The organism is Tardiphaga sp. 215_C5_N2_1 (assembly GCF_052076055.1).
Lineage (GTDB): Bacteria > Pseudomonadota > Alphaproteobacteria > Rhizobiales > Xanthobacteraceae > Tardiphaga > Tardiphaga robiniae.
This window is the reverse complement of the sequence record NZ_CP197240.1, coordinates 4,169,406-4,182,527: the sequence shown is the minus strand read 5'-3', so window position 1 is coordinate 4,182,527 and position 13,122 is coordinate 4,169,406. Positions and strand designations below refer to the sequence as shown.

Below are 13,122 nucleotides of genomic sequence, written 5' to 3'. Positions count from 1 at the left end.
TTGGGTCATTTCTCGCGGAAGGCGCGCATCAACTGATCGCTCAGCGGCTTGGCGAGATAGGACAGCATGGTGCGGTCGCCGGTCTGCACGAAGGCTTCGACGGGCATGCCGGGGATCAGGCGCACATCGCCGAGCTTGGCGACTTCCGACGCCGGCATCGAAATCCGGATCGTGTAATAGCTCTGCCCGGTGCGCTGGTCCGTCGTCGTATCCGGCGAGACGCGGCTGACGGCGCCGTTGAGCTCGGGCGTGGTGCGCTGGTTGAAGGCGGAAAGTCGCAGCAGCGTCTTCTGGCCGATCTGCAGCTTGTCGATATCCTGCGGATTGACCCGGGCTTCCACCGACAGATTGTCGGTCTGCGGCACGATCAGCATGACGGCGTCGCCCGCGGTAATGACCCCGCCGATCGTGTGTACGGTGGACTGCAGCACCATGCCGTCCTGTGGCGCGCGGATGTCGATGCGGCGCAGCTGGTCCTCGGCGGTGACCTTGCGTTCGACGAATTCGCCGATCTTGTCATTGGTCTCGCGCAGATCCTTGGAGACCTCGCTGACCAGATCCTTGTCGATCTGGAAAATCTGCAGCTCGATCTCGGTGATCTTGCCCTTGGCCTGGGCGCGAGCGGCGATGAATTGCGCGCGTTCGCCGGCGAGGCGCGCGGCGTCGCGTTCCAGCACGGTCAGGCGCGAGATCTGCACCAGCTGCTGGTCGAACAATCCGCGGACGCCGACCAGTTCCTTTTCCACCAGCGCGATTTCGCGGGTCTTTGCAGTTTCCTGCGCGGTGAGGCCGGCGATCTCCTCGTTGAGCTGCGCAATGCGTTCGCGAAGCTGCTGCTTCTGGCCGACGCGGCCGGTCGAGCGCACATTGAACAGTTTCGTTTCGCTTGCGATGACATTCTTCACGTCGTCATCTGCGATCTGCTCGATAAGCTGCGGTGGAAACGTAATACGATCGACGCCGCGCTGTTCGGCTTCCAGCCGCGCCGCGCGTGCCCACAATCCGTTGAGGTTCTTGGTGACGATAGCAAGGCCGGCTTTGGTGACGGTATCGTCCAGGCGCACGACGACATCGCCGGCCTTTACCAGGTCGCCGTCGCGGGCGCGCACTTCGCCGACGACGCCGCCGGTCGGGTGCTGGACTTTCTTGACGTTGGAATCGACGACCACCGAGCCGGGCGCGATCAGGGCGCCGGAGATCTGCGCCGTCGATGCCCAGCCGCCCAAGCCGCCTGCGAGCACGAGCACAACGACGAGGCCGATAATGAGGTGGATTCGGATCGAGCGGCGCGATCCTGTGAGCGGTGCACTCATGGCTTGGCTACTCCGCCGTCGGCGACGATCTTGATCGGCTGTGCTGCCGGGCGCTGCAGCACCTGACCCAGCACGGTCTCCTTCGGTCCGAAGGCCTGCATGCGACCATCCTTCAGCACCAGTAGCATGTCGACGCCTTCGATGCCGATCGGCCGATGTGCAACGACGATGACGATGGCACCGCGCGTACGGGCCGCGCGCACGGCCTTGGTCAGCGCTTCATCGCCTTCGGTATCGAGATTGGAATTCGGTTCGTCCAGAACGATCAGGAACGGATCGCCATACAGTGCGCGCGCCAGCGCGATGCGTTGCGCCTGGCCGGCGGACAGAACGCCGCCGTGATCGCCGACCTGCGTATCATAGCCTTCGCGCATGCCGACGATGAGGTCGTGGACGCCGGCCTGCCTTGCCGCGGTGATGATGTCGTCATCCTTCGCATCGGGATCGAAACGGCAGATATTGTCGGCAATGGAGCCTGCAAATAGTTCGACATCCTGAGGCAAATAGCCGATATGGCGGCCGAGATCGTCCGGCGCCCATTGGTCGAGCGCCGCGGCGTCGAGCCGGACATGACCGCGCACCGGCTTCCAGACGCCGACCAGCGCGCGCAGCAGCGATGACTTGCCGGAGCCCGACGGTCCGATGATGCCGAGGCCGTTGCCGGCCGCGAGTGCAAACGTGATGTCGCTGACCGTGATCTTCTGCTCACCCGGCGGTGCGATGCTGACGCCTTCGATCGTCAGTTTCTGCGACGGGTTCTGCAGCTGAGTAACAGCTGCCTGATCCGGCAGAGCGTATAGCAGCCCGTTGAGCCGATGCCAGCTCTGCCGGGCGGTGACAAAACCCTTCCAGTGCGCGATCGCCAGATCGACCGGCGCCAGCGCGCGGGCACTGAGGATCGAGCCGGCGATGATGATGCCGGCGGTGGCTTCCTGATTGATCACGAGATAGGCGCCGACACCGAGCACCGCTGATTGCAGGATCATGCGCATCACCTTGGCGATGGCGCCGAGACCGCCGGCCACATCGCTGGTGCGCTGGTTGCCGGCCAGATAGGTCTCGTTGGCTTCGCGCCAGCGCTGCGTCAGACGCCCGGCCATGCCCATCGCGACGACGACTTCGGCATTGCGCCGGCTGGCCGAGGCAATCCCGCTGCGGCGTGCCGCAAGACCATTGGCCTCGCGCGCAGGTTCGCGGGTCATGATTTCCGTGAGGATCGTCAGGCCTACCAGCAGAACTGCGCCGACCAATGCGGTGACGCCGATCATCGGATGGAAGGCAAAGCAGATCGCCAGATAGAGCGGCAGCCATGGCAGGTCGAACAGTGCGCTCGGCCCCATGCCAGAGAGGAACGAGCGGACGTTATCGAGGTCGCGCAGCGGTTGCAGGCCTTCGTTGTGTCCGCCGGCGAGGAGCGGCAGTCGCACCACGGTCTGGAACACGCGAGGGCTCAGCGCCTCGTCAAGCGAACTACCGATCCGCACCAGAATGCGGCCGCGCAGCAGGTCGAGAATACCCTGAGCCACGTAAAGGCCGCCGGCCAGGACGATGAGACCGACGAGAGTCGGCACGCTGCGGCTTGGCAGCACACGGTCATAGACCTCGAGCATGAAGAACGAGCCGGTCAGATACAGGATATTGATCATGCAGCTCATCAGCCCGACGCCCAGAAAGGCGCCGCGGCAGGCCCGCAAGGCATCGCCGAGCTCAGTCCGCGCTGGCAGGCTGGAGGTTCGTGACAGGCCACGCTGCATCGTCAAACCTTTGCGGATCGCACGGATCGATGGTCGTCAGGTGCTGCACACCACCCGAGCCCTGATCTAACGGCCATTATGCCATCATCGGAACGATTTGTGCAGGTGGTCCATTAGGGACAGTTAATGGACCAGTCGGCCAGTGCCGAAATCCCTCCGCACGGGATCAGGCATGCAGAATGAAGTCGTTTGCAGTGAGATGGCTTTTGACCACGTCCTGAAGCAGAATCGTGTTGGTCTGCACCACCGCGTCGGGCGCATCGAGATGGATCAGCGTATCGTTACCGACCTGGGTGGCGTGCGCATCGAGCCAGGCCGTCAAAGTGCTGCCAGTCGTCGGCGCATTCGGCATGTGGAGATCAATCCGGTCTTCGCCCGGCTTGAAATCCGTGATCGTATGCTGGCCCTGATTATTCGCGAAGACAAACTGATCCTTGCCAGCGCCTCCGGTCAACGTGTCCTTCAGGTAAGTCGCAAGAATGACGTCCTTGCCGCTGGTTCCCTCGAGAACAATCGAAGCCGAGTCTGACAACGCAACGATGAAATTCACCGAGTCTGATGCGCCATCGCTATCGGTGACCGTAACCGACACCTTCTCCGTGGTCGGGGGGACAGAGTTGCCGGGCGCATAGGTGATACCTTGTGCGAGACTCGCATTGATGGCAGCAAAGCTCTCGGAGTTGCCTCCGACGGGGGTCGCATGGCCCCAGCCTGTTGCGGTGGTGACGGTGAAATTCCCGTTTGAAGAGTCCGCATCTGCGACCGAAATCCCCATCAGTGTGATCTGGCCGGACTGGCTTTGCGAAAAAGACAGGTTTTCCGTCGAGATCATCGGCGCGTCATTGACCAGTGCAACGTCGAAGCTGACGGTACCCGTTGATGTCACCGTGCCGTCGAACAGCGTGTATGTGAAGCTGTCGGCGCCATTGTAGTTCGCAGATGGATGATAGGTGATAATATTGTCGGCGAGCGTCGCCGATCCGCCGTGGACGCTCGTTGTACTCACTGCGGTTATAGAGAGCGAGCTCTGGTTCTGGCCAGTGTCGTTTTGCAGCAACTGCTGTGTCGTCAGCGTCGTGCCGGTGTCTTCCCGGAAAGCGATCTGTCCCGGCAATCCACCTAATTCCTCGATGAAGACACGTCCGTTATCAAAACCCGGTTCGTCGTTCCATCCAAGATTTTGGGAGTCGGTGACGCCTTCGATGTGAATGTATTGTGTATTCGCGCCACCACCGCCATTCGGCTCGAGCGGAGCCCAGTGTGCATAGTTCAAGGGCGTGCCTGCCTCGGGGCCGGTTGCCCAGAAAAAATGTCCCGAGCCATTCGCATCGTCATGGCTCACGCCTCCGAGCCAGGCGCGATAGCCGGTGGCAAGCGGCCCGACAAAGTCCTGTTCGGATTGGCTTGTAATCGTTGCGAGATAAGCACCGTCCGCTTGAGCCGTCGCTTTTGCGACGCTCCAGCTCGATGCGGTTGTAACCAATCGATAATAGTGGCCGTTATCGATGTTCAGTAGCCAGCCGTCACCAAGCGAGGGCACTGCTGCGTTGAGGATGTGATCTTCATTTGCGGTCGGCGCCGGATGCGTTAGTGTGCTGCCGCCACTGAACGCATCGCTCGTGCTGTTGAACAACGAGCCGTCATTAGCTTTGATCGAAAAAGTCGGCGTTTTGTTGCTGCCGTCCTGCACAAAACGGACGTGGTCAGCATTCAGCTCCGCTGTGGTGAAGCTCGTATCGGTCGTCCACGACCACTGCCCGTGGCTATAGTTGTAAGTTTCAAAATGACCGCCCTTCACATTGGAGACGGTGAATTTGAAACTGCTGCTGTCTGGATCGCAGACGCCGAAATTCGATGCGTGAAGCAGGACGCTGCCGCCCTGGTCCACGCTGAAGTGAGCGTTCACGATCTTCGGCGCGTCGTTGACCGGGATGAAGACCACGGTGCTGTCGACCGGATTGCTCAGGTGATTGGGTGTATCGGTGTGGTTGTCGTCGGCTGTGACGGTATATGACGGCGGAATCTCGCCGCCATCATGCGTGAAGATAACCCGGCCGGCCTTCAGGTCTGCGGTGGTGAAGTGATCGGTCTCGACCCAGCTGTTTCCCTGCTTGATCTTGAACACGCCGTGTTCGACGTCGGAGACCGTGAAGGTGAAGCTGTTGTCGTCGGGATCGTTTACAAGGAAGTTCAGGACGGTCAGGACGACCGTGGCGCCTTCGGCGATCAGCAGCGGTGCCGCGAGCATCTTGGGAGCGTCGTTGACGTGCTCGATCTCGATAGTGGCGCGGAAGGTGTCGCTGAGGTTATGCTCGCTTTGGCCGTCATTAGCCCGGATCGAGAAGCTCGCGTCGGACTCGCTGCCGTCATGCACGAATCGGACATGACCGGCGTCGAGGTCGTCCGAGGTGAATGTGGTGGTGTCGCACCAGTTGCCGCTCTCGGTCTGAATCTGGAACTTGCCGTGCCGGACCTGGGAGACGGTGAAGGAGAAGTCGTGACTGTCAGGGTCGACGATGCCGATGCTGGTGGCGGAGAGAACAGTGGTGCCACCCTCGCTCAAGGCAAACGAAGCGGATTTGATCGCCGGCCGGTCATTGGTGCCGGTGACGGTGATGGTTTCCGTCTGCGTGGTCTTGCCGCCCTGGCCATCGAAGATGTCGTAACTGACGGTGATAATCATCTTCTCGCCGGCAGCGAGATGATCGAATGCTTTATTTGCAGGATCGTAGGTCAACGACGTGCCGTTAAGCGACAGCCCTGCCGGAAGATCTGTTGATGAATCGTCGTTGCCGATCGTATAGCGCACGTTGTCGATCGACAGCGTTCCGCCATCCGGATCGTTAACGCCTGTCAGGAGATCGACCGTGACGGCACAGTCGCCCTCGTTTGCCGCTGACGTGAGCGGCTTGTCGACGACAGGGGCAAGGTCCGAGAATTTGACAGTCTGAGTCGCTGTCGGGCTTTGGCTGTTCGGAGCTCCACTGCGGTCATCGACCTGGAGGTCGAATGATGGCGGGCCTCTGCCGTCGCTGATGAAGTGAACCCGTCCGTGCTGAAGGTCGGCCATGGTGAAGGTGATCGCCTGGCTCTCGGAGAGCGCTCGGAATCCGGCGAAGCGAAGAAGCTGGCCAGGCGGCGGATCGACGACGAAATAGCCGCCGCTCACATTGGTGACGGTAAATGTGAAGTCTGAGCCGACATCCGGGTCACTGATGGTGAAGCTCGTGGCGCCGAGCGTGACTTCTCCGCCCTGAGGCACTGTGAAGTTCGTCGATACGATCGTCGGCTGATCGTTCACGCCCGTAACCGTAATCGTCTCGGTCTGCGCGACGCTCGCCCCATGGGCGTCGATAACGTTGTAGGTGACGGTGATGGTCGCGGTCTGGCCTTCGCCGAGATAGGCAAAGGCGCTCGGATCGACATGCAGCGTCGTGCCGGTCAGTGTCACGCCGGTCGGTGCGGCCTGTTGTGCGGTGCCGCCATTCAGCGCGAACTTGACGTTGCCGACAGTCAATGTCGCCGTTTCGCCGAGATCGGCGTCGGATGCGCCGGCTAGCAGGTTGAAACTCTGCGCGCCGTCATCCTGGCTCGCTGCAGCGGTCAGTGCCGACAGCACGACAGGCGCATCATTGGAGCCATCGACCGTGAAGGTCAGAGTCTCATGGGTCGTGTCCGGCCCGGACTGGCTGTCGAAGCCGATGGTGTAGACGGCCTTCTGTCCGGCGGCGAGGAACTTGAACGCTGCCGGATTGTAACTGACATGACCGGTTTGTGGATCGACGGTGACCAGCGATTTGAGGTCAAGCGACGTGGGTGTGCCGCTCGGGCCGCTCGCCGAAATGATATGCGCTGTGCCCGGCACATAGGGTGTCGCAACGTCGCCGCTATCCGGATCGGTGATCTGGACCTGATCCTTGATTTCAAAGCTGGTCTTGTCGACCGGCAGCATCACGACAACCGGAGCGACGGTGACGATCGGCGCGGTGTTGAAGCGCGTGAAGGTGACGTCGATCGGCGACGTGTTGGAGCCGTCGCCCTGCAGCTTGATCGGGACGGTGTAGGGCTGGTTCGGCAGAAGATCCGGAATTATGAATTTCAAGGGATCCGGACTGGTGCCGGAATTGGGATCGCCCGGAGATGAACCGCCGCCGGGTCCGCTGCGCGGATTGGCGTTCGGAACGTAGTTCGGGAAATAGGTCTGCAGCGTTTGCTCAATGATCGCCCGTGCGATCGGCGTCAGCGGATCGGCGATGCCTGTGGATGTATCGCCATTGCCGAGCACACTGGTGACCTGACCGGCCGCATTGACGGTGCCGATCGCCTGGCCGCTGGTCTTGCTATACAAAACGTAGGAGCCGGTCGCGCCGTTGGGCTCGACCAGAACCTGGAATTTCACCGGCGGTGCGCCGCCCTGTCCGGGCACTTCGAAACCGATTTCGACCAACACGGCGGTGCCGCGGATGCCCATCGTGGCAACCGGCGTATCGACGCGCATGTTGCCATGCTTGGCAGTTTCGCCGGCAACGAAAGTGATCGTGCCCTGCACGAGGCTGAGCAAGGATGAGTTCGCCGATCCCTGGGGATCGTAGACCATCTCGTTCAGCACCATGCGTGCATTGGCCGAGAGGCCAAACACGGTGCCATCGATGAAAGTCATGGTCAGCGATGAGTCTGCGCCAGCCTGGACCACGTCGCCCTTCTGCACCTGGTCTCCGACATTGAGCGTCACAGAGACGCCATTGCGGATGGCTGTCGCGCTGCCGGCTAGCTTGCTAACAGTACCAATGACTTGCGCGGCGGCAGTGGCGCCGCCGCCGAGCTGCGCGACCTGCACTTCACCAACAAGGGCGGTGACGAGGTCGCCGGACAGCTGCGCGCCATCGGGCGACGACAGAGCTGCGCGCAGCGAACCCTTGAAATAGTCGGAGACGACGTGTTCGTGCCCGTCCTTGGACAGGACGAGATCGACGCCGGAGCGCTTGTAGTCGCCGGAGAACAGCAGGTTGGCATCCTGCACGACAATCGCGGAACCGGCCGTATGAGCGGAAAACGTATGGCCAACACTGCCGCCACCAGCCGTTGGTTCGGCCGGAGCATCGCCAGATTGCGAAAATTCGAATGGACCCGCGTAGTTCAATTTCTACCGCGCATGGTTATGGTTATTAATTAGCTAATTTGCGAGCCATGCATACCACCGCGGGGTGCAATGCGATAGTGGACGTCTGCGCATCACTTTTTCAAGCTATCGCCCGTTTTGTGAAATCATCCGGATACCACTGATCCATATAGTGAATTTTCGGTAACGATGTTCCGAGTTCAGGCTGTGTTCCCGGTTGCGGAAATCGACGTCGCTGGAACGAATGCGTGAGGTAATATAATCCCTCCCGTATTAGCCTTTCGGCCATTTCGATAAAATTGTCGTCAAGCCGGTTAGCCCCCCTTTAGCCTGTCCGCGAACTTCGCCGACCCGGCTACCCCCTTTTAATCTCGTCGAAAATTAGCCGCCTCAAGATGGCCCCACAAATGATCCGGTCACGTGCGAGCAGCCCTGCTTGCCGATGCCCGGACAGACGGGGCGTCTATGATGTGGACTTCTGCTTTTGCGCGGGTGCGCTGCGCGTCTGTGCTGGCCTTGGGGCTGGCGATTTTCGCGGCACCCGCTGATCTCCTGGCCGGAACGGCCTTTCCTGACCAGGCGATCGACGCAGTCGAGCGGCCTGCGGAGCCGTTTGGCCTCGCCACATCGGCGCTGCCGGAAGGCGAGCTCAAAACCAAATGGCGCGGGGTGGAACGCGAGCAGGACGACGAGCAGCTTGCCGTCGAGCTTTGTGCCGAGATACCCGTCCGCTGCTCGCCTGAGGCCGCGAAGTTTCTGGATATCGTCGGCGATGCCAGTGCTCGCGATGGTCGCGCCCGCATGGGTGAGGTCAATCGCGCTATCAATCTGGCGGTTCGGCCCGGTGATGATCTTGTGCTCTATGGCGCAACGGATGTCTGGCGCTCGCCGCTGGCACTGTTCGCCACTGGTGCCGGCGATTGCGAGGACTATGCCATCGCCAAGTTTACCGCATTACGTGCCGCCGGCGTTGCGGCCGAGGATCTGCGCGTTGTGATCCTGCGCGATACGCTGCGCCAGGAAGACCACGCTGTTGCGGCCGCCCGTCTCGATGGCCGCTGGTTCATGCTCGACAACCGTCGCATGGCTATGGTCGAGGACGTCAACATGAAGAACACCCGGCCGCTGTTCGTGATGGATCACAACGGCATCCGTCAATATGTCGATGCGCCGCTGCTGGCAGCTACGCAGCGTCCCGTTGCGGATGAAGCAGCTCTGACCACGCTGGCATCCAACGCCAAAAAGGCATCGGGCCGCCCCGCACTGTAAGCGGAACGGCCCGTATCGATCGAAGCTCGGTCGGTCGCCTGATTTAGGCCGCGCGAACCTTGGTCAGGAAGTCCGTCACCGCCGATTGCAGCATGCTGGCCTGCCCGTCGAGTTCACGCGCGCCGTTGAGGACCTGTCCGGCCGCTTGTCCCGTGGCGGAGGCTGCTGCGTTGACGCTGCCGATATTGGTGGCGATTTCGCTGGAGCCGGTGGCTGCCGCCTGAATGTTGCGGGCGATTTCGCGGGTCGCAGCGCCTTGCTCCTCGACGGCCGATGAAATCGCCATCGAAATCTCGCTCATCTTCTCGATGGTCGCACTGATATTGCCGATCGCCGAGACGGCATCGCCGGTTGTCGACTGCATGCTGGCAACCTGCGCCGAGATTTCCTCCGTCGCCTTGGCCGTCTGGGTTGCGAGGGCTTTCACTTCCGACGCGACAACCGCGAAGCCTCGCCCCGCTTCACCTGCACGGGCGGCCTCGATGGTGGCATTGAGCGCCAAGAGGTTGGTCTGTGCTGCAATCGTGTCGATCAACTGAACCACAACGCCGATCTTCTCAGCTGCGCCGGACAGGAGCTGAACCGTTGCGTTGGTTCGGTCTGCCTCGCCGACGGCCTGCCGCGCGATCTCGGTCGATTGCGCGACCTGCCGCGAGATTTCCTCGACGGACGCCGTCAGTTCTTCCGCTGCAGCCGCAACGGTCTGCACGTTGTTCAGCGCCTTCTCGGACGCCATACTGACGCTGGCGACGCGATCGGTGGTTTCGCTTGCGGTGTTGGTCATGGACGATGCGGTGGCCTGCATTCCGGCCGCGGACGTCGCAACCGATTTCACGACGCCGTTGACGCTTTGCTCGAAGCCATCGGCAAGGCTGTTCATCGCCGACTTGCGTTCGGCGGCGACGCGCTGCTGGACGGCGACCTCTTCCTGCTCGAGGCCGTGCATGCGGATCGCGTTGTCCTTGAATACCTGCACCGTCGTAGCCATCGCACCGATCTCGTCGCGACGGCCGGCGCCGGGGATCTCGGCTTCCAGCTTGCCGTCAGCAAGATCCCGCATGCGGGTGCCGAGCTGGCTCAGCGGCCTCGTGATACTGCGGGCGATGAACCAGGCGATCAGACCGGCAATGACCGCGATACCGAGGATCGCTGTCGCCAGTGACCAGATGATCGGCGTCATCTTGGTATCGAGGTCGTCGAGATAGGCGCCGGTGCCGACGAACAGATTCCAGTCGGGCACGGCAACCGCATAGGAGAACTTGCGGATCAATTCGGTCGTGCCCGGCTTCATGTATTCGTAATACAGCGTGACATCGCCCTTGGCGGCGACGCCGTCGCGCAACTCGCGGGTCAGCGCACGGCCGTTGGTCGGGACGTCCAGCCGGTTGGTGCCGAACTGTTTCGGATCCGGCGTCACCAGCGCGATGCCGTTCATGTCATAGGAGAAGACGTAGCCGTTGCCCTTGTCATAAGTCATCGTGCGGGCGCGCTTGACGAATTCCTGGATCGCGGCATCCTTCGTCAACTCGCCGGCTGTCACCTGCTTCTGCAGACCGAGCGCCATGTTGCGCGCCGTTTCGACGATGGCGAGAACCTGCTCCATGCGAGAGCTGCGCATCTCGGCGCTGACGAGGCGCGTCGCCTGCACGCCGGCGAGGCAGAGACCGATCAGAGTGACGGTGACGAGAAGCCCGAGCTTGGCGGAAATCGGCAGGTTATTGAGCAGCTTCACGGAAAAGGTCTCCAGCAATCGCGAGCCATGCTTGGATGGCGGTACAATGCTGCACGATACGCAGATGCGTCTTAGAACTTCCTTAATCGTAATTCTCGGGACTCTCCGACGGTTGTGGCTTGGAAAGTGCGCCGCTTCATCTGCAAATTCAGCGGGCTGCGAGTCGCGCTGACTCAAAATACGCCTTGCGCGGGCGCAGGTTCGGGGCGTCAAATGCCGGCCATAAAAACAAACGGGGAAACGATATGGGGCGTCTCGACAACAAGGTCGCAGTCATCACCGGTGCAACGAGCGGCATCGGATACCGTACGGCGGAAATCTTCATCGCGCAGGGTGCGAAAGTTGTGATTGCCGGGCGTCGCGCGCCGGAAGGCCATGCGCTTGCTTTGAAGCTCGGCGCAAATTGCAGTTTCCGTCAGACCGACGTTACCGATGAAGCGCAGATGAGTGCACTGATCGGTCACGCGGTCGAGAAATTCGGTCGCATCGATTGCCTGTTCAACAATGCCGGCGGTCCGGCGCAAACCGGTGGTATCGAAGGCCTCGACGTCGATCGTTTCGATACGGCGATGGCGACACTCGTACGCAGCGTCATGCTCGGTATGAAACATGCCGCCCCGCATATGAAGAAGCAGGGCTCGGGCAGCATCATCAACAATGGCAGTATTGCCGGCCGGCTCGCCGGCTACTCGTCCTCGGTGGTCTACGGCGCCGCCAAGGCCGCGGTCATCCATCTGACCAAATGCGTGGCGATGGAGCTCGGTGAGAGCGGCGTGCGCGTCAACAGCATCTCGCCAGGCGCCATCGCCACCGGAATCTTCGGCAAGGCGCTGGGACTATCGGTGCAAGCAGCCGAGCAGACGCCGGCGCTGATGCGCGAGGCATTCAAGGCTGCACAGCCGATCCCGCGCGCTGGTCTGCCGGACGACATCGCCCATGCCGCCGTCTTCCTCGCCAGCGACGAGTCGTCTTTCGTCAATAGCAACGATCTGGTGGTCGATGGCGGTGTCACCGGCGGTCGTAACTGGAGCCAGCAGCAGCAGGGCTATGTCGCGATGCGCAAGGCGTTCGGCCAGGACAACGGCTGACGGGCAGGGAGCGAAGAATGTCCATCACATGCGATGCGATCGCGCCGCGGCTGCCTGAAGCCCGCTATGTGTCTGTTGCCGTTGCCGCAGGACTGATGTGTGCGATTGCCCTTGGCAAAGCACTTCCGGCGACAATGGACGCCTTGTCGATTGTTCTGGCGCCGCTTTGCGCCGTCAACGCTGGCTCCAGCGCCAATCCCGGCGATGCGGTGGAACTGATCACGTCGCATGCGCTGCCGAATGTGCCGGGAAAGCGCGTGACCATTGTACGCGTGTCCTATGGACCCGGCGGCTTCAGCGCGCCGCATCGTCATTCCGGCACGGTGACAGCCTACATCACCAAGGGAGAGATCCGCTCGCAGCTCGGCGGCGGTCCGGTCGAAATCTTCAAGGTTGGGCAGTCATTCTTCGAGCCGCCGGGCTCGACGCATCTCGTCTCGGCCAATGCGAGTAATACGGAGCCGGCCGAGCTGATCGCAGTGTTTGTGGCCGATGAAGGCGCGCAGCTTACGATGCCGCTGGACTAGTTGCGGTGATCGAGGCTGGTGTCTTTGGCATGACACGGCCATGCCATTGCAGGAAGGACAAGCCTGCGGCCGTCACTTGAACAACGGAGCCATGTCCAGCGATGTGCAGGCGCGTCGCGAATCCACGGTCGATGCAGTCTTCCCACACCGTCAGTCGTGGGCACGACGTCCGCCATGCATCGAGCACGTCGGCATGGGATCTGGGTTCGCGCGCGATCCATTCCAGGAGATCAAGGATCAGGGGATCGAGGTCATGGGAATCGAGCTCATGGGGCATGGCGCTGTCTGCCTCCCGCGATCGAGGCCGGCGCAATCCGCAC

General features: G+C 61.6%; 9 protein-coding genes. 4 read left to right on the top strand and 5 right to left on the bottom strand.

Annotated elements, in window-relative coordinates:
- Positions 1-5: 5 nt before the first annotated feature.
- Positions 6-1,313, bottom strand: a complete 1,308-nt coding sequence (locus AB7828_RS19850; protein ID WP_441230981.1) for an HlyD family type I secretion periplasmic adaptor subunit — start codon at positions 1,311-1,313, stop codon at positions 6-8.
- Positions 1,310-2,968, bottom strand: coding sequence for a type I secretion system permease/ATPase (locus AB7828_RS19845; RefSeq protein WP_441230980.1), 1,659 nt, complete (start codon positions 2,966-2,968; stop codon positions 1,310-1,312). The genes AB7828_RS19850 and AB7828_RS19845 overlap by 4 nt, the downstream gene beginning before the upstream one ends.
- Between AB7828_RS19845 and AB7828_RS19840 the strand changes: the two genes are divergently transcribed.
- Complete coding sequence (locus tag AB7828_RS19840) at positions 2,958-3,137, top strand: hypothetical protein (protein ID WP_439075071.1); 180 nt, start codon at positions 2,958-2,960, stop codon at positions 3,135-3,137. The genes AB7828_RS19845 and AB7828_RS19840 overlap by 11 nt on opposite strands.
- A 96-nt stretch (positions 3,138-3,233) precedes the next feature.
- On the opposite strand, the gene AB7828_RS19835 is transcribed toward AB7828_RS19840, so the two are convergent.
- Positions 3,234-8,087 carry a cadherin-like domain-containing protein gene (locus tag AB7828_RS19835; protein ID WP_441230979.1) on the bottom strand — a complete coding sequence of 1,618 codons (4,854 nt, stop codon included), beginning with the start codon at positions 8,085-8,087 and terminating at the stop codon, positions 3,234-3,236.
- Positions 8,088-8,654: 567 nt separating this feature from the next.
- On the opposite strand from AB7828_RS19835, the gene AB7828_RS19830 reads away from it, so the two are divergent.
- Entirely contained in the window at positions 8,655-9,455 is an 801-nt protein-coding gene (locus AB7828_RS19830) for a transglutaminase-like cysteine peptidase (protein ID WP_441232280.1), read from the top strand.
- 43 nt (positions 9,456-9,498) lie between these two features.
- Here the strand turns inward: AB7828_RS19830 and AB7828_RS19825 are convergent, their stop codons facing one another.
- Complete coding sequence (locus AB7828_RS19825; RefSeq protein ID WP_441230978.1) at positions 9,499-11,187, bottom strand: methyl-accepting chemotaxis protein; 1,689 nt, start codon at positions 11,185-11,187, stop codon at positions 9,499-9,501.
- A 245-nt stretch (positions 11,188-11,432) separates the two neighbouring features.
- On the opposite strand from AB7828_RS19825, the gene AB7828_RS19820 reads away from it, so the two are divergent.
- Positions 11,433-12,275 (top strand): SDR family NAD(P)-dependent oxidoreductase, encoded by an 843-nt coding sequence (locus AB7828_RS19820; RefSeq protein WP_441230977.1) that lies wholly within the window; start codon positions 11,433-11,435, stop codon positions 12,273-12,275.
- Between the two features lie 17 nt (positions 12,276-12,292).
- Complete coding sequence (locus tag AB7828_RS19815) at positions 12,293-12,802, top strand: cupin domain-containing protein (RefSeq protein ID WP_441230976.1); 510 nt, start codon at positions 12,293-12,295, stop codon at positions 12,800-12,802.
- On the opposite strand, the gene AB7828_RS19810 is transcribed toward AB7828_RS19815, so the two are convergent.
- Positions 12,783-13,079: a hypothetical protein gene (locus AB7828_RS19810; RefSeq protein WP_441230975.1), complete on the bottom strand. Its 297-nt coding sequence runs from the start codon at positions 13,077-13,079 to the stop codon at positions 12,783-12,785. The two genes, AB7828_RS19815 and AB7828_RS19810, sit on opposite strands and share 20 nt — an antisense overlap.
- Between the last annotated feature and the right edge of the window lie 43 nt (positions 13,080-13,122).

Bases quoted from the DNA above. Each gene is read 5' to 3' on its own strand.
- AB7828_RS19815 (WP_441230976.1), top strand. From the start codon at position 12,293: ATGTCCATCACATGCGATGCGATCGCGCCGCGGCTGCCTGAAGCCCGC.
- AB7828_RS19850 (WP_441230981.1), bottom strand. From the start codon at position 1,313: ATGAGTGCACCGCTCACAGGATCGCGCCGCTCGATCCGAATCCACCTC.
- AB7828_RS19810 (WP_441230975.1), bottom strand. From the start codon at position 13,079: ATGCCCCATGAGCTCGATTCCCATGACCTCGATCCCCTGATCCTTGAT.
- AB7828_RS19820 (WP_441230977.1), top strand. From the start codon at position 11,433: ATGGGGCGTCTCGACAACAAGGTCGCAGTCATCACCGGTGCAACGAGC.
- AB7828_RS19845 (WP_441230980.1), bottom strand. From the start codon at position 2,968: ATGAGCTGCATGATCAATATCCTGTATCTGACCGGCTCGTTCTTCATG.
- AB7828_RS19840 (WP_439075071.1), top strand. From the start codon at position 2,958: ATGCAGCTCATCAGCCCGACGCCCAGAAAGGCGCCGCGGCAGGCCCGC.
- AB7828_RS19830 (WP_441232280.1), top strand. From the start codon at position 8,655: ATGTGGACTTCTGCTTTTGCGCGGGTGCGCTGCGCGTCTGTGCTGGCC.